General features: G+C 64.1%; 17 protein-coding genes. 3 read left to right on the top strand and 14 right to left on the bottom strand.

Going from position 1 to position 20,703, the window contains the following annotated elements; all coding sequences use genetic code 11:
* Positions 1–92: 92 nt before the first annotated feature.
* Together G5V57_RS14165 and G5V57_RS14160 are read right to left on the bottom strand one after the other, a co-directional pair.
* On the bottom strand, positions 93–1,097 hold the full coding sequence (locus G5V57_RS14165) for a LacI family DNA-binding transcriptional regulator (protein WP_165174109.1): 1,005 nt from the start codon (positions 1,095–1,097) through the stop codon (positions 93–95).
* Positions 1,098–1,266: 169 nt separating this feature from the next.
* Positions 1,267–1,881 (bottom strand): SH3 domain-containing protein, encoded by a 615-nt coding sequence (locus G5V57_RS14160; protein ID WP_165168123.1) that lies wholly within the window; start codon positions 1,879–1,881, stop codon positions 1,267–1,269.
* 182 nt (positions 1,882–2,063) lie between these two features.
* Between G5V57_RS14160 and G5V57_RS14155 the strand changes: the two genes are divergently transcribed.
* A complete protein-coding gene (locus G5V57_RS14155; protein ID WP_165168122.1) occupies positions 2,064–3,053 on the top strand; it encodes a D-glycerate dehydrogenase in 990 nt (329 codons plus the stop codon).
* A gap of 46 nt (positions 3,054–3,099) precedes the next feature.
* Positions 3,100–3,759 carry a LysE family translocator gene (locus G5V57_RS14150; protein WP_165168121.1) on the top strand — a complete coding sequence of 220 codons (660 nt, stop codon included), beginning with the start codon at positions 3,100–3,102 and terminating at the stop codon, positions 3,757–3,759.
* A gap of 7 nt (positions 3,760–3,766) precedes the next feature.
* Here G5V57_RS14150 and G5V57_RS14145 read toward each other — a convergent pair whose 3' ends face one another.
* From G5V57_RS14145 to G5V57_RS14105, 9 genes are all read right to left on the bottom strand, one after another.
* Positions 3,767–4,753, bottom strand: coding sequence for a hemolysin family protein (locus tag G5V57_RS14145; RefSeq protein ID WP_165168120.1), 987 nt, complete (start codon positions 4,751–4,753; stop codon positions 3,767–3,769).
* Complete coding sequence (ybeY, locus tag G5V57_RS14140; protein ID WP_165168119.1) at positions 4,750–5,217, bottom strand: rRNA maturation RNase YbeY; 468 nt, start codon at positions 5,215–5,217, stop codon at positions 4,750–4,752. The genes G5V57_RS14145 and ybeY overlap by 4 nt, the downstream gene beginning before the upstream one ends.
* Positions 5,214–6,191: a PhoH family protein gene (locus G5V57_RS14135; protein WP_165168118.1), complete on the bottom strand. Its 978-nt coding sequence runs from the start codon at positions 6,189–6,191 to the stop codon at positions 5,214–5,216. Before G5V57_RS14135 ends, ybeY begins: the two co-directional genes overlap by 4 nt.
* Positions 6,192–6,292: 101 nt before the next feature.
* Entirely contained in the window at positions 6,293–7,624 is a 1,332-nt protein-coding gene (gene miaB, locus G5V57_RS14130) for a tRNA (N6-isopentenyl adenosine(37)-C2)-methylthiotransferase MiaB (RefSeq protein ID WP_256378667.1), read from the bottom strand.
* A gap of 74 nt (positions 7,625–7,698) precedes the next feature.
* Positions 7,699–8,469 (bottom strand): 1-acyl-sn-glycerol-3-phosphate acyltransferase, encoded by a 771-nt coding sequence (locus G5V57_RS14125; RefSeq protein ID WP_165168117.1) that lies wholly within the window; start codon positions 8,467–8,469, stop codon positions 7,699–7,701.
* On the bottom strand, positions 8,466–9,569 hold the full coding sequence (tsaB, locus tag G5V57_RS33960) for a tRNA (adenosine(37)-N6)-threonylcarbamoyltransferase complex dimerization subunit type 1 TsaB (RefSeq protein ID WP_206530264.1): 1,104 nt from the start codon (positions 9,567–9,569) through the stop codon (positions 8,466–8,468). Before tsaB ends, G5V57_RS14125 begins: the two co-directional genes overlap by 4 nt.
* Before the next feature lie 66 nt (positions 9,570–9,635).
* Entirely contained in the window at positions 9,636–10,193 is a 558-nt protein-coding gene (locus tag G5V57_RS14115; protein WP_165168116.1) for a NifU family protein, read from the bottom strand.
* A gap of 129 nt (positions 10,194–10,322) precedes the next feature.
* Positions 10,323–11,360 carry a tryptophan--tRNA ligase gene (gene trpS / locus G5V57_RS14110; protein ID WP_165168115.1) on the bottom strand — a complete coding sequence of 346 codons (1,038 nt, stop codon included), beginning with the start codon at positions 11,358–11,360 and terminating at the stop codon, positions 10,323–10,325.
* A 252-nt stretch (positions 11,361–11,612) separates the two neighbouring features.
* A complete protein-coding gene (locus tag G5V57_RS14105) occupies positions 11,613–12,710 on the bottom strand; it encodes a DUF937 domain-containing protein (RefSeq protein WP_165168114.1) in 1,098 nt (365 codons plus the stop codon).
* A gap of 226 nt (positions 12,711–12,936) precedes the next feature.
* On the opposite strand from G5V57_RS14105, the gene G5V57_RS14100 reads away from it, so the two are divergent.
* Positions 12,937–13,476 carry a GNAT family N-acetyltransferase gene (locus G5V57_RS14100; RefSeq protein WP_165168113.1) on the top strand — a complete coding sequence of 180 codons (540 nt, stop codon included), beginning with the start codon at positions 12,937–12,939 and terminating at the stop codon, positions 13,474–13,476.
* Here G5V57_RS14100 and murJ read toward each other — a convergent pair.
* From murJ to mutS, 3 genes are all read right to left on the bottom strand, one after another.
* Positions 13,445–15,010, bottom strand: coding sequence for a murein biosynthesis integral membrane protein MurJ (murJ, locus tag G5V57_RS14095; protein WP_165168112.1), 1,566 nt, complete (start codon positions 15,008–15,010; stop codon positions 13,445–13,447). The genes G5V57_RS14100 and murJ overlap by 32 nt on opposite strands.
* 104 nt (positions 15,011–15,114) lie before the next feature.
* A complete protein-coding gene (locus G5V57_RS14090) occupies positions 15,115–17,859 on the bottom strand; it encodes a [protein-PII] uridylyltransferase (protein WP_165168111.1) in 2,745 nt (914 codons plus the stop codon).
* On the bottom strand, positions 17,856–20,552 hold the full coding sequence (gene mutS / locus G5V57_RS14085) for a DNA mismatch repair protein MutS (protein WP_371744784.1): 2,697 nt from the start codon (positions 20,550–20,552) through the stop codon (positions 17,856–17,858). Before mutS ends, G5V57_RS14090 begins: the two co-directional genes overlap by 4 nt.
* Positions 20,553–20,703 lie beyond the last annotated feature (151 nt).

Here is a 20,703-nt window from a genome sequence, read left to right as displayed (position 1 = left end):
GAGCGGGAGGGCGGGCGCCAGAGATCCGACACCCCAGCCACTCGTCACCATAACGTTTAGCTAACGAATTTCCAGTGTTTTTTGAAGTTTCGCTATGGCTCGACCGTCACGTTCCGGCAGGACTGGCGAATGATCAAACGACCCTTCAGGACGATGTGGCGCGGCGGGGCGGGCGTCTTGTCGGCAAGGCGGCGCAAAAGCAGCTTGGCGGCCTGTTCGGCAATGACACGGACCGGCTGCGCGACGGTCGTCAGTTGCGGGCTGAAGACGTCGGCCCAGCGGAAATCGTCGATCCCGGTCACCGAGACGTCATCCGGGCAGCGCAGGCCCAGATCCCTGATCGCCCGCATGACGCCGATCACCATCATGTTGTTCGATGAGAAGACGGCGGTGGGCGGCACCGGGCTGGTCAGCAGCTGGATGGCAGCGTTGTAGGCATCCTCCTCGCGATAATTCCCCAATTGCATGAGGGTGTCGTCGCGCGCGATGCCGGCCTCGTCGAGCGCCGCATAATAACCCTTCAGGCGCTCGCGGCCGGTGAAGCTGTCCAGCTTGCCGGAAATGAAACCGATGCGGCGATGGCCGAGGCCGACGAGATAGCGCGTCGCCTCCATGACCGCCTCGCGATTATCGAGGACCACCGAATCGCAGTCGTAGCCTTCGAGGATGCGGTCGACGAGAACCACCGGAATACGCGTGTCGGTAAGGGTCTTGCGCAGATTTTCGTCATCGCCGGTGGGCGAGATGATGAGGCCGTCGACCATCCGGCCCTTGAGCAGTTCGATCTGCTCGGCCTGGAGCATGACGTCCCGGTCGTTGCAGCACAGCATGACGGCATAGCCCGCGATGTGCAGGTTTTGCTGAATGATCGAGACGAGGTCGGTGTAGAACGGGTTGGTGATATCGCCGACGGTCAGGCCGATGGTGCGGGTCTCGCCGGTCTTGAGACTGCGGGCGAGAATATTGCGCTTGTAGCCGGTCGCCAGCACCGCCTGCTCGACCCGGCCGCGCAGATCGTCGCTGACACTTGCCGATCCGTTGAGGACCGCCGACACCGTATAAATGGACACGCCGGCGACCTCGGCGACCTGCACCATGGTCGGAGCGGATGATTTCCTCGAGCGGCTGGACGCCTTCGGCGGCATTTATGTCCCGGCAAATTGCGGATGTTTCAATCGCGGCGCAGCGTAGAGGCATCCGGCGGCGAGCAAAAGAGGGGGCACGGTCTTCGCCGTTCCGCTCGGCCGAATGGAAGGTTGCTGGTGCCTATTTCTCGATCTGCTCGCCAGGATAGGCGCCCCAGAGCATGGATTGGGTGATCCAGCCCTGATAGCCCGACGCGCTGAGATTGCACCAATCGCCGGTGCAGTCCTCGATCGTCGCCACGACGCCGGCCTTGACCATGGCGACCAGGCCGGCCGAATCACTGGGGCTCGCATACATCGGCACCGCCTCCTGCTTGCGCCAGGGCGCCACCAGCGCCATGCGTTTGCCGGACAGCATGCTCTGGTAGACCCAGCCCTCGTCGCCATCGCTGTCGCGGATGCGCCGCCAGTTCTCGAATTCGGCGGTGATCTCGACCGGCAGACCCCGGCGCTGATAAACCCAGGCAACCTGGTGCTCGCTGGAGGGGCCGCGCCGGACATTGATCTTGTCGGCCTTGAGGGACACGAATCGCGGCAGTGGCAGGCCAGAACGGCCGAAAGCCTTGTCGACGGGGGACGTCGAGCCTGTGGTGATGTCCGAGGCAGCCTTGGCGGATGCGGGACTATCCGTCTGCCCAGCCGCCAGCGACCACGCCGTGGCGCCGGCGATGGCTATGCATGCTATCCCCAGAAGCGCAGGCCCTATCCTGCGCCGCGGTGCAGCTGTGTTGACCATATGCATTCCCCTCGGTCGATGCACGGCCGTGTTCGGCTCTGGACTTGTCTTTGCCATGACCTCTGCTAGACAGCAAAGATCATCGACACGAGCCGGACAACGATAATATAGACCCTCCGCCTAGCCTTGGCTATGCAAGGTTAAGATTATCTCAATGGCCCGGCCTCGCGGAGTTACATTTTATGTCCAAGCGCAAACCCCTGGTCATTGTCACCCGCAAGCTGCCCGACGTGGTCGAGACCCGGATGATGGAGCTGTTCAACGCCAAGCTGAACTCCGACGACCACCCGTTCAGCCGGGCCGAGTTGATCGAGGCAGTCAAGCAGGCCGAGGTCCTGGTGCCCACCGTCACCGACCGCATCGACAAGGCGGTGATCGGCCAGGCCGGCGACCAGCTCAAGCTCATCGCCAATTTCGGCACCGGCGTCGACAATATCGATGTGGAGACGGCGGTGGCGCGCGGCATCACGGTCACCAACACGCCGGGCGTCCTCACCGAGGATACCGCCGACATGACCATGGCGCTCATCATGGCGGTAGCCCGGCGCATCACCGAGGGTGCGTCCGTCATCGGGCCCGACAACAGCTGGCAGGGCTGGTCGCCGACCTGGATGCTCGGCCACCGCATCTGGGGCAAGAGGCTCGGCATCATCGGCATGGGCCGTATAGGCCAGGCGGTCGCCCGGCGCGCCAAGGCCTTCGGCCTGCAGATTCACTATCACAATCGCAAGCCGGTCCATCCCAAGATCGCCGAGGAGCTCGACGCAACCTATTGGGAAAGCCTCGACCAGATGCTGGCGCGCATGGACATCGTCTCGGTCAATTGCCCGCATACGCCCGCCACCTATCATCTCCTGTCGGCGCGCCGCCTCAAGCTGATGCGCAAGGACGCGATCATCGTCAACACCGCGCGCGGCGAGGTGATCGACGAGAACGCGCTTGCCCGCATGCTTGAAGCCGAGGAACTGGGCGGCGCCGGCCTCGACGTGTTCGAGCACGAGCCGGCCGTCAATCCGCGGCTCCTCAAGACGAGGCGCGCCGTTCTCCTGCCCCATATGGGTTCGGCCACCATCGAAGGCCGCATCGACATGGGCGAGAAGGTCATCATCAACATCAAGACCTGGGTCGACGGGCACAAGCCGCCCGACCGTGTCCTGCCGTCCATGCTGTGACGTGATCGGCTCCGCTGGGATTGACGCGTGATCGGACGGAAAACCGGTGTCCACTTTTCCTGATCACGCGCCGGGCCTGGAGAGCCTCATACCTTTCGCCGCCTTCTGGCTGGTGGCGGTCCTGACGCCCGGCCCGAACATGCTGCTCTTCACCTGGCTGGCGGTCAGCGCGCCGCGCAAGGTGGCGGCTGCCGCGGTCGCCGGCATACAGAGCGCCATGCTGATCTGGGCCTTCGCCGGCCTTTTCGGCCTCGCCTGGTTCATCGAGCGCTTTCCCGGCGCCTTCCAGGCGGTGCAGGTCATAGGCGGCCTTTATCTGATCTGGCGCGGCTTCGTGCTCGCGAAGTCCGCCTGGGCGGGTGGTCCCGGGGCGCTCAGGCCCCTTCGCCCCGCCCGGGATTTCACGCCGCGCAGCGCCTATCGCGCCGGCTTCCTCACCAATATGTCGAACCCCAAGACGCTGGCTTTCGTGGCGAGTCTGTTCGCCACCACCTCGGTCATCTCCGGGCCGCCGTGGCTCGGCCTGCTCGGCGTCGCGCTGATGATCGCCATGTCGCTCAGCTACTATCTCGCCTGCCTGTGGCTCTTCACGCGACCGGGAGCGCTTGCCGCCTATGCGCGCTCGGAGCGCTACATCACCGGCGGTGCCGGCGCCATCTTCGCCTTCTTCGGCCTTGAGCTCCTCAGGAGCGGGCTCTTCGCCTGATAAGGCGCTACCCCGTCGTATCCTTCTCGGCGGCCGCTTCCGCCGGCGTCTCCGCTTCCGGCCGGGCGGAGCGGATCTTGACCCGCTTGACGCGGCGTGGATCGGCCTCGAGGATCTCGAATTCGATACCGCTGTTGTGGCGCAGCAACTCGCCGCGCACCGGCACACGGCCGAACATCGAGAAGATGAGGCCACCCAGCGTGTCGGTCTCCTCGTCGCGCTCCTCGGGCAGGAAGTCGACGCCCAGCATCTGCTCGAGCTCCTGGAGATCGGCGCGGGCGCTGGCGGTGAAGGTGCCGTCGCCATTGCTGACGATCAGTTCCTCATCGGAATCATGCTCGTCGGAAATATCGCCGACGATCTGCTCGACGAGGTCTTCGATCGAGACGAGCCCGTCGGTGCCGCCATATTCATCGACCACGATGGCGATATGGATGTGGGTCGACTGCATCTTGATGAGCAGATCGGCGGCCGGCATGGACGGCGGCACGAAGAGAACCTCGCGCACGATGCCGAGCGTGCTCACTTCGGTCGCGAGATCGGTCGCCGACAGCGACAAACCGGCGAGCACCGAATCCTTGGCGCCCTTGCGCCGGCGCGTCTTGGCGCCCTTCTGGGCGAGCCAGCGCACCAGATCCTTGATATGGATCATGCCGGAAAGGTCGTCGAGCGTCTCGCGATAGACCGGCATGCGCGAATGATTGGCGTCGATGAAGCGATCGAGCAGCTCCTTGATCGTGGCGCTGCTCTCGATCGCCACGATGTCGGCGCGCGGCACCATCACGTCATCGACACGCAGATCGGCGAATTTGATGAGATTGAGCATCATCGACTTCGCCTCGGCGCGCATCATGTCGGCCGGATTCTGCGCGTCGTGGCTGGCGATGACGCCCTCGAGGCTCTGCCTCAGCGTGGCGTCGCGGTCGGAGGAGAACAGGCCCTTCAGCCTGGAAAGCAGGCTATCGGGCTTGGGAGAGGGGCCTATGTCGCTCATGAGTGATACGGATCCGGCACGCCGAGTCCTCTGAGGATGGCGATTTCCGTCGCCTCCATGTGCTCGGCTTCCGCTTCCTCGATATGGTCGAACCCTAGCAGATGCAGGGTTCCGTGAACGATGAGATGGGTCAAGTGTGAGGTCAAAGGTTTTCCTTGTTCTTCTGCTTCGCGCGCCACGGTTCCGGCGGCCAGGATCAGATCGCCGAGCGGTCTTGCTTCGCCCCCGGGTAAATCACGCACAGTCGGCGCGGGGAATGACAGAATATTGGGCGCATAGCCCTTCCCGCGCCATTGCTCGTTCATTCTAGCCGCCTCTTCGTCGCCCGCAAAGAGCACGCTTATCTCGACATTCCGGTCGGCGTCGACATGGGCAAGGGTGGCGCTGATGGCGCGTTGGGTGAGCGGCTCCAATCCGGCGACGCGCGCCCATGCGTCGTCGGCGATGTCGATGGCGGCAATCATTTCGTGCCGCGCGGGCTCCCGGCCTTCGGCGTGTGTTTGTCATAGGCCGTGACGATGCGGCCCACGAGAGCATGACGCACGATATCGGCGGCGGTGAAGGCGATATGCGATATGCCCTCGACCGACCTGAGGATGACGAGCGCGTCATCGAGGCCGGAACTGACGCCCGATGGCAGGTCGATCTGCGAGGGATCGCCAGTCACCACCATGCGGCTGCCCTCGCCCAGGCGGGTGAGGAACATCTTCATCTGCTGCGGCGTGGTGTTCTGCGCCTCATCCAGGATGATGAAGGCTGAGCTCAGGGTGCGGCCGCGCATGAATGCAAGCGGGGCGATCTCGATCGTGTTCTCGGCGAGGCCTTTCTGCACGAGCGGCGCCGGCATCACGTCATAGAGCGCGTCATAAAGCGGACGCAGATAGGGATCGACCTTCTCCTTCATGTCGCCGGGCAGGAAGCCCAGGCGCTCGCCCGCTTCAACGGCCGGGCGGGAGAGGACGATGCGGTCGACCTCGCCATTCATGAGGGCCGCGGCGGCGCAGGCCACCGCCAGATAGGTCTTGCCGGTGCCGGCGGGGCCAGTGCCGAAAACGAGCTCATGGGCGCGGATGGCCGTGACATAGGCCTTCTGCATCGGTGTCCTCGGCGTCACCAGCTTGCGTCTGGTGCGCACGGAAGATTCATCGGCCGCCGCATCGCCATTGGACGAGAGATTCATGCGGATGGCACCTTCGACATCGCCGCGGGTCACTTCGAGTCCGCGCCGTACCCGCTCGTAGAGCGAGGTCAGCACCACCTGGGCATTGTCGCGCGCGGCTTGCTGGCCCTTTACCGAAATGCGATTGCCACGCGGCGTGATATCGACGCCGAGACGGTGCTCGATGAGGGCCAGATGCTCGTCATGCTCGCCGAAGAGAGGCGCCAGCAGGCGATTGTCGTCGAATACCAGCGTGGTGATGTCACGTTCTTCTGTCATGGGGCCGGATCTCGAGCCGGCCGCGTCACGGGCATTGGCGCGCGAACTCAATGAGAAGCTGCTCCTTCGGCTACGGGTATGATGGGGAGAATCACTGGCATCTAGGGATGAATATGGGCCGAAAGGGCGTTCGATCCAACTGCGTCGATGGTCACGTTCACCATGTCCCCAATAGCATGCCCCCTGGCGTCAAAATAGACGCTTTGCAGGTAGGGTGAACGGCCGATCATCTGGCCCGGATGACGGCCCGGTTTTTCCAGGAGAATGGCCATATCGCGCCCCAGGCAGGCCTGGTTGAACTCCTTCTGCTGGCTCCCCAGAAGCGCCTGGAGCCTGGCCAGACGGTCGGACTTGACGTCCTCGGCAATCTGATCGCTCCGGTCAGCGGCGGGAGTTCCCGGCCGCGGCGAATATTTGAAGGAAAAGGCGCCGGCATAGCGGGCCTCGCGGGTGACGGCGAGGGTTTCCTCGAAGTCAGCCTCGGTCTCGCCCGGGAAACCGACGATGAAATCCCCAGACAAAGCGATATCCGGCCTCGCCATTCGGATGCGCGTGACGAGCTTCAGATAATCCTCGGCGCGATGACCGCGATTCATCTCTTTCAGCACCCGGTCGCTGCCGGCCTGGATGGGTAGATGCAGATAGGGCATCAGTTTGGGATTCTCGGCATGGGCGGCGATGAGATCGTCCGACATGTCACGCGGATGCGACGTGGTGAAGCGCAGACGTTCAATGCCATCGATACGTGACAGCTGTGTGATGAGTCGGGCCAGCGGCCAGATTTCACCGTCCAGACCGGCGCCGTGATAGGCATTCACATTCTGGCCGAGCAAGGTGATCTCGCGCACGCCGGCGTCGACCAGAGCGCGCGCCTCAGCTTCGATCTGCGCCACGGACCGCGAGAACTCGGCGCCACGTGTATAGGGCACGACGCAGAAACTGCAGAACTTGTCACAGCCCTCCTGGACGGTGAGGAAGGCGGTGACGCCGCGCTTCGGCGCGGTCCTGGCCAAGTGCTCGAACTTGTCCTCGGGCGGGAATTCGGTTTCGACGACGGCCCGGCCGGAGGCGGCATGGGCTTTGAGCAGATCGGGCAGGCGGTGATAGGTCTGCGGGCCGAAAACGAGATCGACAGCTTTCTCGCGGCGCACGATCTCCTCGCCCTCGGCTTGCGCGACACAACCCGCCACCGCGATTACCGTCTCGCCGCCCTGGCGCGCGCGCTCCTGTTTGAGCTGGCGCAACTTGCCGAGTTCCGAATAGACCTTCTCGGCCGCCTTCTCGCGGATATGGCAGGTGTTGAGAATGATCAGATCCGCCTCGTCCGGCGCCGCCACGGCCTCATAGCCCAGGGGGCCCAGGAGATCGCCCATGCGCTGGCTGTCATATACATTCATCTGGCAGCCATAGGATTTGATATGGACCTTCTTCACGCGCCTTTTCCACCTGTGATCCGGGCGTGGTCTAGACCATTTCCCCCCGTCTGTGAACCGGCCGGGGCTACCGGTCACAAAGACGCGCCAGACATTGCCGCTACGAGACCCTTGCGCACCGCCTCCTCGGCCTGTCGCGCCAACAGCTTGCGGTTGCCGGCCTCCGCGAGGCTCAACGGCTTGTGGCAGATGACGTCGACCTCGATCGGCCCGAGCGCCAGCGCCTGCCACAGATGCGGCCCCATTTCCATGTCGCCATACCAGGCGAAGTAAGGTCTCCGGCGGCGCGTCATGGGCGTGCCCCAATGGCCGCGATAGGCGAGCGTCACCGGCTGCACCACCACATCGGGGCGTTCGGCGGCGGCGAAATAGGCGCTCTTGAAGGGCAGCACGCGATAGCCGTCGCTCGATGTGCCTTCGGCGAAGAGCACCAGCGTCTCCTTGGCGGCGAGGCGCTCCTGCATCTCGTCGCGGGACACACCGGTGGTGTGGCGCCGGTCGCGATCGATGAAGACGGTGCGCTGCAAGCGCGCCAGCGTGCCGAAGCCCGGCCAGTTGTTGACTTCCTTCTTGGCGATGAAGGAGAGCGGCGTCAGCGCGCTCAACACCGTGATGTCGATCCAGGAGACGTGATTGGCGGCGATGAGGCAGGCCTTGTCCTTGACCGGCTCGCCGATGATGTTGAGCTTGATGTCGAGCCAGCGCGTGACGGCACGGTGATAGACATGCGGGAAGCGCCGCGCGCCCCGGGGCGAAAAGGCGATCAGCGCGCGCTGCACCGGCAGGCCCGGAAGCGTCATGGCGATAAAACCCAGGAGCTTCACCGCGGCGCGCAGGGTCGTCATCTGGCGAGCGCCTTCATCATCACGACCGCATCCTCGCGCTTGCCCCCCGGCTTCTCATAATAGGCCTTGCGTCTTCCCGTCACGGCGAAATCCTGCTCGGCATAGAGGGCGCGCGCCGCGGCATTGTCCGCCGCCACCTCGATGAAGAGCTGCGCCAGACCCGCCTGCCGCAGTTCGTGAGCCAGATGAGACATGAGTTTCTTGGCGATCCCGCGACGGCGGGCAAAAGGCCTGGTGCCGATGGAGAGGATCTCGGCCTCGTCGGCCGCCCGGCGAGCCAGGAGAAAGGCTAAAGGCTCTCCGCCTTCGACGGCGAGAAAGCTGAGCGCGCCCGGCATCGCCATCAGCTTGGCGAATTCGGTGGCGCTCCAGGCATTGTCGAAGCATTCGGCATGGAGGGCTGCGAGGATCTGCGCCTCGCCGACGGAGGCCTGACGGATTGAGACGGAATCAGCACTCGGCACCTGGTGATGCTGCGGCTTGGCATCGGGCGGGCGCAGGTAAAGCGGCTCAGGCGCCGCGTCCTCGACAAGGCGCGCCGCAAGGTGAGCGGCGAAGTTCCTGGCATCCGGCATGTCGCCGTTGCTGAGCCGAACGAGACGGTCCCCTGAAGCGGCGGCGATCAGCGCTTCCGAGCCGGTGCCGAGCACGAAGCCCCGGCCTTCGGGCAGACGGCGCACCGCTTCGGCGACAGGCAGCACCATCGGCGCTTCGCCTGTGGCTCCGCGGAAATAGATTTCATCGCGGCGCGCGTCGGCGGCGATCACCAGAGGCCTCTTGTCCGCGGGCGCGTTGGCGGCAATGGCGCTGAGCGTGTCGAGGCTTGCGATCTTCACGTCGAGCGCCAGAGCGAGGCCGCGCGCCATGGCGATGCCGGTGCGCACGCCGGTGAAAGTGCCGGGCCCCAGCGTGACGCCGATGCGGGTGAGATCGCTGAATGCGAGGCCGGCCTCGTCCATGACCGCCTTGATCATCGGCGCCAGGGCATCGGCATGGCCGCGTTCCATCAGCGCGAAGCGGGCTGCGAGCACCCGCCCCGCCATCATGTCATAGGCCGCGGCCGAGCAGGCGGCCATGGATGTGTCGAAAACCAGGAGCATGCGGCCGACTTATCGCATGAGCGGAAGGATAGGAAAGCGGGTTTCGCGAATTGTCTCCGCGCCGGATCAGACGGGACGGACCTCGGTCACTTCCGGAATGAAGTGGCGCAGGAGATTCTCGATGCCGTGCTTCAAGGTGGCGGTCGAGCTCGGGCAGCCCGAGCAGGAGCCCTTCATGTTCAGGAAGACGACGCCATCGTGATAGCCCTGGAAGGTAATGTCGCCGCCGTCCTGGGCCACCGCCGGACGTACGCGCGTGTCGAGCAGCTCCTTGATGGTGGAGACGATCTCCTTGTCGGCTTCGTCGAAATCCTCATCCGTCGGCTGGTCACCGGCGGCGGGCTTGCTGAGCACCGGCGCGTCCGCCAGATAGTGCTCCATGATGAGGCCGAGAATAGCCGGCTTCAGATGCTGCCACTCGCCGCCGCTCTTGGTGACGGTGACGAAGTCCTGGCCGAGAAACACACCGGACACGCCTTTGACCGAGAACAGGCGTTCGGCCAGGGGCGATTCCGCAGCCTCATCGGCGGAGCGGTAATCGCGGGTCGAGCCCGGCAGCACCGGCTTGCCGGGGATGAACTTCAGGGTGGCCGGATTGGGGGTGGCTTCGGTCTGGATGAACATGACAAATCCTTTCGAGCGCTCAGAAACCGCTCACGGGCCTAATTTAGAATGATTTTAAGCTATGTCAAATTTCCTGGCGTGTGACCGGAAAAAGCGACAGCTGCCCTTCGGTTCCGGGCACACACCAATTTATGCCGACACGAAACCCACGATCTCCTTGACCTGCCGGTAGATCGGGGCCGCGATGGCCCGCGCCCGCGCCGCGCCGTCGGCAAGCACCCCATCAATATAGGTGGGATCTTCCTCGAGCCTACGCTTTTCGGCGGCGATGGGGCTCAATTTCGCGACGGCCAGGTCGATCAAGGCCGGCTTGAAGGCTGAGAACTGCGACCCGCCATGCTCTCTCAGCACCTCGGCGGCTGACCGCCCGGCAAGGGCCGCGTAGATGCCGACGAGATTTTCTGCCTCCGGCCTGCCTTTCAGCCCCTCGACCTCGCTCGGCAGCGCGTCGGGATCAGTCTTGGCCTTCTTGAACTTCTTGGCGATGGCATCGGCATCGTCGACGAGATTGATGCGGGCGAGATCGGAAGGGTCGGATTTCGACATCTTCTTGGTGCCGTCGCGCAGGCTCATCACTCGCGTCGCCGGCCCGGTGATGAAAGGCTCGGGCAGCGGGAAGAAACCGTCCTTGTAGCCCGCGGCGGCGATTTCCTCGGCATAGTCGACATTGAACTTCTGGGCGATGTCGCGGGCGAGTTCCAGATGCTGCTTCTGGTCGTCACCCACCGGGACATGGGTGGCGCGATAGAGCAGGATGTCGGCTGCCATGAGCACCGGATAATCATAGAGGCCGACAGAGGCCGCCTCCTTGTCCTTGCCGGCCTTTTCCTTGAACTGCGTCATCCGGTTGAGCCAGCCGAGCCGCGCCACGCAATTCAGCACCCAGGCGAGCTCGGCATGTTGGCCGACCTGGCTCTGGTTGAAGATGATCGAGCGCTTTGGATCGAGGCCGCAAGCGAGATAGGACGCGGTCACGTCGCGTATATGCTGCCGCAGCGCCTTGGGCTCCTGCCACAGGGTGATGGCATGCATGTCGACCACGCAATAGATGCATTCGTGTGTTTCCTGCATCTTGATCCAGTTGACCATGGCACCGAGATAGTTGCCGAGATGCAGATTGTGCGTCGGCTGCATGCCGGAAAAGACGCGAAGTGTCGGAGCGGTCATTCTGGGGGTCCCCTTGAAAACGGGCTGCTTATGCCCGCAAAATCCCGGCAAGTGAAGGGCTGTCGAATTTACGGTTCAGGCCAGGCCCGCGAGCATGGCGATGACGGCTTTTGAGCGCCCGGCCCGGCACCTCGCGGCACCCGATAATGACTGCGAGCCGATACGGAAAATCAAAGAGATAGAGCGCCGAGGTACTTCCATCAGAAGGCCCGGCGCTCCAATCAGGGCAAATCGATGCTCTACACTATCGGGTCAAGCGGGCGCGGCAAGCGCTTCAAGTTTGGCAATCACGGTGTCGACCGCCGGTTTGGCCACATCGCCGACACCCTGAATGGCAAGTACTTTGGCGGCGGCTTCCTTGATCGCCGGAAGTGCTGCCGTCACGAGCGCCGCGAGAGCCGTCTTCTGCGCGGCGGAGAGCTTCGGCATCATGCCGGTCACACCATCAAGGGCCGTGGTGGTCGCCTGAAGTTTCGGCAACGCGGCCTGCGCCGAGGCGACGTCGGTAATGCTGCCCAGCGCGGTCTTGAGACCATCGAGCGTGGTCGTCATCTGCTTGCCGACGTCAACACCATCCACGACCATGTCGGTCACGGCAGGTGTCGTTACTCCAGTGCCCGTGGTCACCGGCGGCTTGGTGCCTTGGCCCATGAAGTACCAGATCGCCGCCAAAGCGATGATCAGCGGTATCAGCCACATCAGCCAGTTGGTGCCTTTCTTGGCCGCTGCTGTGGCCTGTGCTGAGGTGGCCGTCGCCGTCCGGCTGGCTTCAGTTGCCATCCTCGCAGCCTGCCCCGCGAAGCCACTGCCGACAACACCCGCGCTCGACAGCAGGTTACCAAGGCCAGCCGGAAGCGCCGCTTTGATGTTGCCCTGCTGCGAAGTCAGGAGTCCCGCGAGGCCCGAGGCATCGAGCCCCGAACTCTGCGCCGTCTTGGCCAAGGCTCCCGTGACAAGCTGGCCGGCGATAGCCATCAGGGACGGTCCGGCATCCCCTCGCAGGCCAACCTGCTGCGCTACCGCTCCAGTAAGTCCCTTCAAAGTACTGTCGTCCAGCAGCGACGCGAGGCTTCCCCTGCCGCTTTCGACGAACTGCTCGCCCTTGGCGCCCGTCAATGCTGCCGAAAGCTTGCCAGCAATGTCGGGATCAGCCTGAGATACGGCATCCATCAGGCGGCTGGCGCCGACCTGCGATGCTCCTTTGTTTGCCAAAACGGCAAGCAACGCGGGCACTGCGGCCGCGAGCGCCTTCCTCGTCGCATCGCTGCCGAGCCCCAAGGCCGCAGCAATCCTGTCCAGCGCCGCTGGCGTTATCAGACTGAGAATCTCCGACACGATGTTCATTGCCATGACAAGGCCTCCAACAATCATCGGCCTTAGATAGATGGTCTATCCACCTTCATTGATCGAGAGCAACGCGTTCGGCACCATCTACCAAACCGAATTGTGACGACAGTCTTTTCACAGTACCACGTTTCGAACTCACGGGCCATGCTCTGGACCTGATTGCAATCGGTGCCGGAGACTGATTTGCTGCCGGTTCAGTTTGACACACATATGATTGGATCTACTCACAATGCAGCGTCCGACCCCACCATTCACCTTAAGATGCGCGACCGAGGCCGACATGGAAGGCGTGCAGCGCATCTATGGCGATCATGTCACCCATGGCCTTGCCTCCTTCGAGGAAAGTCCGCCCGATCTCGAAGAGATGCTGGCCCGTTTTCGCAATCTCAAACACCATTCCTTTCCTTATATCGTCGCCGAACAAACAGGAGAAATCCGCGGCTATGCCTATGCGGGACCCTACCGCACGCGCTCGGCCTATCGTTTCACAATCGAGAATTCCGTCTATGTCGACCGCGCCTGCGCAGGCCGGGGCATCGGCCGCGCCCTTCTCACCCGACTGATCGAGGATTCCGAGAAAGGCCCGTGGCGACAGATGATCGCCATCATCGGCAATAGCGGCAACACGGCCTCGACCGCGCTGCATCAAAACCTCGGCTTCCGGATGGTCGGTACGCTTCGCGAGGTCGGCTTCAAGCACGGTCAATGGATCGACACCGTTCTGATGCAGAGAGAACTCAAGCGGGACTGCGGCGCATCATCCTCCTGAGCTCGCCGAGCGTCATTGCGCCGAAGAGATGAGCGCAGATGAAATAGACGACGGCCCCCAGGGTGACGAGCCCCATCAGCACGACGGCGCGCAGCCAGAGCGGCTGGCCATCGGTGAAGATGGGAGCCGCAAAGTAGAACGCGCCCAGCAGGAGCGCTCCCATGGCGAGGCTCGCCGCGATGATCCGCGGCAGGCGCGCGCGCAGACGTTCGTCGGCGGTGAAATGCCCGTGGCGGGCGAGCGTCACGCCGAGCAATGACGCATTGATCCAGGCGGCGAGCGCCGTCGAGAGCGCGATGCCGACATGGCCGATATAGCGCGACAGGATGAAGCTGCCGAGCACATTCACAACCACCGAGATGATGGCGAACTTCATCGGCCGCTTGGTGTCCTCGCGCGCGAAGAAGCCCGGCGAGAAGACCTTATTGATGACGAAGGCCGGCAGGCCCATGGCGAAGGCGGCGAGCGCATAGGCGGTGGCGAACGAATCGCTACGCGTGAAGACGCCATGCTCGAAGCAGACATTCACGATGGCGAAGGGAATGGCGATGAGCGCTATGGTAGCGGGCAAGGTTAGGAAGAGCGCAAATTCGAGCGACCGGTTCTGGCTCAGAAGCGCGCCCGCCTCATCGCCGGCCCTGAGCTTGCGCGACATTTCAGGCAAGAGGACGACGCCGATGGCGACGCCGACGACGCCCAGCGGCAATTGATAGACGCGGTCTGCGTAATAGAGATAGGAGACGGCGCGATCGATCGTGGTGGCGATCATCGTGGCGATGAGGAGGTTCACCTGCGTGATGCCGCCGGCGATGACGCCCGGTATGCCGAGCCTGATGAGGCGCTTGGCGTCGGGCGTGAGCTTCGGGAATTTGAGGCGCAGACGCATATTGGCGCGGCTGCAGGCGATATAAAGCAGCAGGAACTGCGCGATACCCGCGGCGCACACGCCCCAGACCAGCGCATAGCCGGTCACGGCGCTGTCGCCCCAGCCCTTGAAATGCACGAAAAGCAGGGTCGCGATCATGACCAGATTGAGCAGGATCGGCGCGCAGGCCGCCGCCACGAAACGGCGCAGACTGTTGAGCACGCCCGACTGCAAGGCGGTCAGCGACATGAACAGCAGATAGGGAAAGGCGATGCGGGTGAGCGCCACCGAGAGATCGAACTTGTCCTGATCGCCGGCAAAGCCGGGGGCGATCACATACATAAGCAGCGGCATGGCGATCTGGGCGACCGCCGTGAACAACAGGAGCCAGGCGAACATCACCGCGAAGATGTCCTCGGCGAAGCTTCTCGCCTCGGCCTCGCCGCCGCCTTCGAGCTTCTTGGCGAACATCGGCACGAAGGCCGAGTTGAAAGCGCCCTCGGCGAAAAGCGAACGGAAAAGATTGGGGAAGCGGAAGGCGACTACGAAGGCCTGCGCCACCGGACCGGTGCCGAGCACCGAAGCGGTGAGCATGTCGCGGATGAAGCCCGCCGCCCGGCTCACCAGAGTGAGCCCGCCCACGGTCGCGGCAGATTTGAAGAGGGTCATGAGGAGGGTTCTATTTGATCGATCCCCTCCCCCTTGCGGGAAGGGTAAACGCAGTATGACCTCACCGTCAGGCTACTCCAAGAATAAATCGTTTCCACTCCGTCTCACCCCTTCTGCTCGGCAAGTACGGCCAAAAGCTGGCGCTCGATCTGGGCATGGCGGGTGGCGCTCACAATCTTGGCGCCGGTCAGGTCGGTCACATAGAAGACGTCGATGACGCGCTCGCCATAGGTGGTGATGTGGGCCGAGCCGATATTGAGGTTGAGACGATAGAGCGCCTCAGTCAGGTCATAGAGGAAACCGACGCGGTCGAGGCCGTTGACCTCGATGACGGTGAAGCGGTTCGACGAATCGTTGTCGATGATGACGCGCGGCGCCACCGTGAAGGCCTGCAGCCGTGCCTCCGGATGCTGCACCTTGGCGATCAGGTCCTTGATCCTGACCTCGCCCTTGAGCACCTGCCGCACCAGCGTGGCCACCCGCTCGGCGCGCCGGCGCTCGTCCTCGCTATTGGCGAATTGCCGCTGGATCAGGATCGTATCGAGCGCCAGGCTGTCGGCAGTGGTGAAGATCTGGGCGCCGACGATGTTGGCATTGGCGGCGGCGCAGGCTCCGGTAATGAGCGCCAGGAAACGCGGATGATCCGGCGCATGAATGGTGAGTTCGGTGATCGCGGTGAATTCGTCGGTCCTGACTTCCGTCGTCACCGGCTCGCCCTCCGCCCTGGCGCGCGCCATCAGTTTCTCATGCGCCACCTGCTTGTCGGTTTCGACATTGAGCCAGTAATTGTCATAGTGGCGGGCCGCATAGGCCGCTTTCTGCGCCGGCGTCCAGTCGGGATAATGGGCGAAGAACTTCGCCTGCGCCTCGGCGACCCGTTCCTTCCGCGAAATGCTGGTATGGCCGCCGGACAAGACCGGCTCGGTCTCGAAATAGAGCGTGCGCAGGAGCTGGCCCTTCCAGCCGTTCCAGGCCGAGGGCCCGACAGCGCGGATGTCGGCCACGGTGAGAATGAGCAGGAGCTTCAAGCGCTCCGGGCTTTGCACCACATTGGCGAAATCGAGAATGGTCTTGAAGTCGTTGAGATCGCGCATCTGCGCCGTCTCGCTCATCAGAAGATGATGGCGGATGAGCCAGGCGACGGTCTCGGTCTCGTGCGCGGTCAAGCCCAGGCGCGGGCACAGCGTCTTGGCGACGCGCTCGCCGGCGATCGAATGGCTTTCCTTGCGACCCTTGGCGATGTCGTGCAGCAGCACCGCGACATAGAGCACGCGCCGGCTCGACACAGTGGGGAAGATCTCGGTCGACAGCGGATGGTCCGAGGAGAAGCGGCCACGCTCGATCGCCGCCAGAATGCCGACGGAGCGGATCAGATGCTCGTCGACGGTGTAATGATGATACATGTTGAACTGCATCATCGCGACGATCTTGCCGAATTCGGGAATGAAGCGCCCGAGCACGCCTGCTTCGTTCATGCGGCGCAGCGCCGTCTCGGGGTCGCGGCTGTCGATGAGCATGCCGAGGAACAGCGCGTTTGCTTCCGGGTCGGCGCAGACGTCCTTGTTGATGCGCGCCAGATTGCGCCTGATCGCCTTCAAGGCGTCAGGATGGATCTCGAGATCCTTGTCCGCCGCCAGCGCGAAGAGGCGGATCATATTGACCGGCGTCGCGATCAGCACCTGCTCGTCGACGACGGTGAGACGGTTGGCCTCGATGCGGAAATCCGGGGCGCCGGCGATGGCGCCCGACCGCTTGGCGCTGAAGCGGCCGAGCACGCGGCCGAAAACCGGCGTCGCCTTCATCTGGCGCGCCTCGAGGGAAGCCGAGAATATGCGGGTCAGGTCGCCGACATCCTTGGCGACGAGGAAGTAGTGCTTCATGAAGCGCTCGACGTGCTTCAGTCCGCCATGCGCCTTGTAGCCCAGCCGCTCGGCGAGATCGGGCTGGCGGTCGAAACTTAAGCGATCCTCGGCGCGCTTCGCCACGAAATGCAGATGGCAGCGCACCGCCCAGAGAAAATCCTCGCTCTTCTCGAACAGCGCCAGCTCCTCGCGCGTGAACACCCCCTTCTCGGCGAGTTCCCTGGTCGAATTGGCGCCCGAGAGGAACTTCGCAATCCAGAACAGAGTGTGGAGGTCGCGCAGGCCGCCCTTGCCGTTCTTCACATCGGGCTCGACCAGATAGCGGCTCTCGCCAGCCTTGAAATGACGCTCGTCGCGTTCGGCGAGCTTGCTGGCCACGAATTCCTTGGCGCCCTTGGCGGCGATCTCCTTGCGGAAGCGCTTCGTCAGGGCCTCGAACAGCGGTTGCTCGCCGCATATGTAGCGGGCCTCGAGGATCGAAGTGAGGATGGTCGAATCCGACTGGGCCAGCCTGATGCAGTCATCGACGCTGCGGGTGGCGTGTCCGACCTTGAGGCGGGTGTCCCACAGCGAGTAGAGAATGAATTCGATAACGCTTTCGGTCCAGCCGGTCTGCTTGTAGGGCAGAAGGAAAAGCAGATCGATATCGGAACCCGGCGCCAGTGTGCCGCGGCCATAGCCGCCGACGGCGACGATGGCGAGCTTCTCAGCTTCCGATGGGTTCGAGGCGCGATAGAGTTTGCGGACAGCGAAATCATAGAGCGCGTGGATGATCTCGTCCTGGGCGGCTGCGAGTTGCATGGCGCAGCGCGTGCCGCGGCCGTCGGCCATCAGCTGGCGTTCCGCCTCGGCGCGTGCTGCGGCGAGCGTCTCCTTGAGGACGGCGACGACGCGGGGCCTCAGATCCTTGCCGGGCGGCAGTTCCGAAAGCCTGGCGCGCAATGCCGCGCCATCGATGAGAGCGGCGGATCTCTTGGCTGTCGTCATGGTTCGCGCAGCTTGGGCGACAGCAAGGCGCGCAGCTCATAGAGAAGATCGAGGGCCTGGCGCGGCGCCAGTTCATCGGGCGAGATGTCGGCCAGACGTTTCTCGACCTCGCTCGGCCCCGTTGGCGCGGTTGTCGCCGCCGCGCGCGGGCGCGCCGCAGAGAAGAGCGGCAGATCGGCGAAGAGCGAATCGGCGCTGGCGCCGGGCTCGTCCTTCTTCTCCAGAAGAGTGAGGACCTCCGAGGCGCGCGTGATCACCGACGGCGGCAGCCCGGCGAGCTTCGCCACCTGGATGCCGTAGGAACGGTCGGCGACGCCCGGCGCCACCTCATGCAGGAAGACGACGTCACCTTGCCATTCGCGCACCTTGACGGTGGCATTGGCGACACCGGCGAGCCGGCCCGCAAGAGCCGTGAGCTCGTGATAATGTGTGGCGAAAAGGGCGCGGGCGCGGTTGATCTCATGCAGATGCTCGACCGCCGCCCAGGCGATGGAGAGACCGTCGAAAGTCGCGGTGCCCCGCCCAATCTCGTCCAGGATGACGAAGGAGCGAGCCGTCGCCTGATTGAGGATGGCGGCCGTCTCCACCATCTCGACCATGAAGGTGGAGCGCCCGCGCGCCAGGTCGTCGGCCGCGCCGACGCGGCTGAACAGGCGGTCGACAATGCCGAGATGCGCCGACTTGGCAGGCACGAAGGCGCCCATCTGCGCCATGATCACGATCAGCGCGTTCTGGCGCAGGAAGGTCGATTTGCCGGCCATGTTCGGACCGGTGAGCAGCCAGATGCACTTGTCGTCGCCGGCGAGCCGGCAGTCATTGGCGACGAAGGGTGTCGCGTCCTTCTGCGCCAGCATCGCCTCCACCACCGGATGGCGGCCCTGCTCGATCTCGAGGCGCAGGGAGCGGTCGACGACGGGGCGGACATAATTGCGCCTTGCGCTCACTTCGGCGAGACCCGCCGCGACATCGATCAGGGCGACCGCCTCGGCGATGGCGGCAAGGCGGCGCGCCTCGGCCTTGGCCGCTTCGCTCAGCCGCTCGAAAATCTCGAGCTCCAGCGCCAGAGCGCGGCTGGCGGCCGAGGCGATGCGTTCCTCGAGGCTCGACAGTTCCTGGGTGACGAAGCGCACCGCGCTGGCGATCGTCTGGCGGTGGAAGAATTTCGCGTTGTGGGGAGCGGCCTGGAGCTGGGCGGCGTTCTGCGCCGTAACCTCGATGAAATAGCCCAGCACATTATTATGCCGGATCTTCAGCGACTTCACGCCGGTCTCGGCCGCATAGTCGGCCTGCAATTGCGCGATGACCTTCTTGGTGTCGTCACGCAGCTGGCGGTGATCGTCGAGCTCCTGCAGATAGCCGGTCCGCACGAAGCCGCCATCGCGCGCATAAAGCGGGAGCTCATCGCCCAGGATCTGCGCCAGGTCTCGAAGCAGTTGCGCCGGCGGGTCGGCGAGTGTCGATTGCGCCGCGGCGAGCTCGGCCGCCAGCGCCGCCAGGCCCTGCGGATGGCCAAGCTCTTCGTTCAGATCCCTGGCCGCGGTCAGACCGTCGCGGATCGCCGCCAGATCGCGCGGACCGCCGCGCTCCAGAGCGAGGCGCGACAAAGCACGCTCGATGTCCGGGAAGCGACGCAGGCTCTTGCGCAGCTCATCGCGCAGATCGCGCGCCTCGACGAAGTAGCCGACCGAATCGAGACGGCGCGCGATCGCGTCCGGATCGGTCAGCGGCGCCGCCAGCCGGCGTGCCAGCAGCCTGGCCCCGGCCGCGGTGACCGTGCGGTCGAGGGTGGCGAGAAGGCTCGTGCCCGTCTCGCCACTGAGGCTCCTGGTCAGTTCGAGATTCGTGCGCGTGGCCTGATCAATGATCATCTGGCCCGACGGCTCCTCGCGCCGCGGGGCGCGCAAGGCGGGCGCGCGGCCGACCTGGGTCAGGAGCACATAATCGAGAAGCGTGCCGAGGGCCGAGACTTCCGCGCGCGTAAAGGCGCCGAAACCGTCCAGAGCCGAGACACCGAAATGCGCTTTCAGCCGGCGCTCCGCTTCGGTGCTGTCGAAACGGCTGGCCGGCAAGGGGGTGACAGCCGCTCCCGTCGCTTCGAGCTGGGCATCGAGCCCCTCCTGGCCAAGCGTGTCGGGGTGGACGATCTCCCCCGGCTCGAGCCCGGCGAGATCGGCCGCCAGCCGATCGGCCGAGACCGGCATGGCGACGAATTCGCCCGAGGAAATATCGGCATAGGCGAGCCCGAGGCTGTCGTCGCCCTTGATGCGCGAAAGGGCCGCGATGAAGTTGTTCCTGGCGCTCTTGAGAAGCGAATCCTCGGTGAGGGTGCCGGGGGTGATCAAGCGGATGACGTCGCGTCGGACGACGGATTTCGAGCCGCGCTTCTTGGCCTCGGCCGGATCTTCCATCTGTTCGCAAATGGCAACGCGGTGGCCGGCCCGGATCAGGCGCTCCAGATACTGGTCGGCGGAGTGCACCGGCACGCCGCACATTGGGATCTCCTCGCCCTGATGGCGGCCGCGCTTGGTGAGCGCTATTCCCAAAGTCCGGGAAGCGGCTTCCGCATCGGTAAAGAATAATTCGTAGAAATCACCCATGCGGTAGAACAGGAGGCAGCCGGGATGGGCCGCCTTGATCTCGAGATACTGGGCCATCATCGGCGTCGCGGCGACAGCATCCCTGGGCGCGTTCATGTCGTTCATCGCGCCTTGATACGACAGATCACGACGGAATCAATGACCTTGAGATCAGGCAGAGCTGCCTTTACTGTCGGCGGCGGATGCCGGAGGCTTTCCGGCGCTGGCGCGTGGCCCAGGAAATGCCGGTACCCGGCTTTCCGGTCGA

The organism is Nordella sp. HKS 07, assembly GCF_011046735.1.
Classification (GTDB): domain Bacteria; phylum Pseudomonadota; class Alphaproteobacteria; order Rhizobiales; family Aestuariivirgaceae; genus Taklimakanibacter.
This window is presented reverse-complemented; position numbering and strand designations above follow the sequence as displayed.

What these genes read in the sequence shown, in the direction of transcription:
- G5V57_RS14155 (WP_165168122.1), top strand. Translation starts at nt 2,064, where the DNA reads ATGTCCAAGCGCAAACCCCTGGTCATTGTCACCCGCAAGCTGCCCGAC.
- trpS (WP_165168115.1), bottom strand. Translation starts at nt 11,360, where the DNA reads ATGACCGCTCCGACACTTCGCGTCTTTTCCGGCATGCAGCCGACGCAC.
- murJ (WP_165168112.1), bottom strand. Translation starts at nt 15,010, where the DNA reads ATGACCCTCTTCAAATCTGCCGCGACCGTGGGCGGGCTCACTCTGGTG.
- G5V57_RS14160 (WP_165168123.1), bottom strand. Translation starts at nt 1,881, where the DNA reads ATGGTCAACACAGCTGCACCGCGGCGCAGGATAGGGCCTGCGCTTCTG.
- G5V57_RS14100 (WP_165168113.1), top strand. Translation starts at nt 12,937, where the DNA reads ATGCAGCGTCCGACCCCACCATTCACCTTAAGATGCGCGACCGAGGCC.
- G5V57_RS14145 (WP_165168120.1), bottom strand. Translation starts at nt 4,753, where the DNA reads ATGAGCGACATAGGCCCCTCTCCCAAGCCCGATAGCCTGCTTTCCAGG.
- G5V57_RS14125 (WP_165168117.1), bottom strand. Translation starts at nt 8,469, where the DNA reads ATGACGACCCTGCGCGCCGCGGTGAAGCTCCTGGGTTTTATCGCCATG.
- tsaB (WP_206530264.1), bottom strand. Translation starts at nt 9,569, where the DNA reads ATGCTCCTGGTTTTCGACACATCCATGGCCGCCTGCTCGGCCGCGGCC.
- G5V57_RS14105 (WP_165168114.1), bottom strand. Translation starts at nt 12,710, where the DNA reads ATGGCAATGAACATCGTGTCGGAGATTCTCAGTCTGATAACGCCAGCG.
- G5V57_RS14165 (WP_165174109.1), bottom strand. Translation starts at nt 1,097, where the DNA reads ATGGTGCAGGTCGCCGAGGTCGCCGGCGTGTCCATTTATACGGTGTCG.
- G5V57_RS14115 (WP_165168116.1), bottom strand. Translation starts at nt 10,193, where the DNA reads ATGTTCATCCAGACCGAAGCCACCCCCAATCCGGCCACCCTGAAGTTC.
- G5V57_RS14135 (WP_165168118.1), bottom strand. Translation starts at nt 6,191, where the DNA reads ATGACAGAAGAACGTGACATCACCACGCTGGTATTCGACGACAATCGC.
- G5V57_RS14090 (WP_165168111.1), bottom strand. Translation starts at nt 17,859, where the DNA reads ATGACGACAGCCAAGAGATCCGCCGCTCTCATCGATGGCGCGGCATTG.
- ybeY (WP_165168119.1), bottom strand. Translation starts at nt 5,217, where the DNA reads ATGATTGCCGCCATCGACATCGCCGACGACGCATGGGCGCGCGTCGCC.
- mutS (WP_371744784.1), bottom strand. Translation starts at nt 20,552, where the DNA reads ATGAACGCGCCCAGGGATGCTGTCGCCGCGACGCCGATGATGGCCCAG.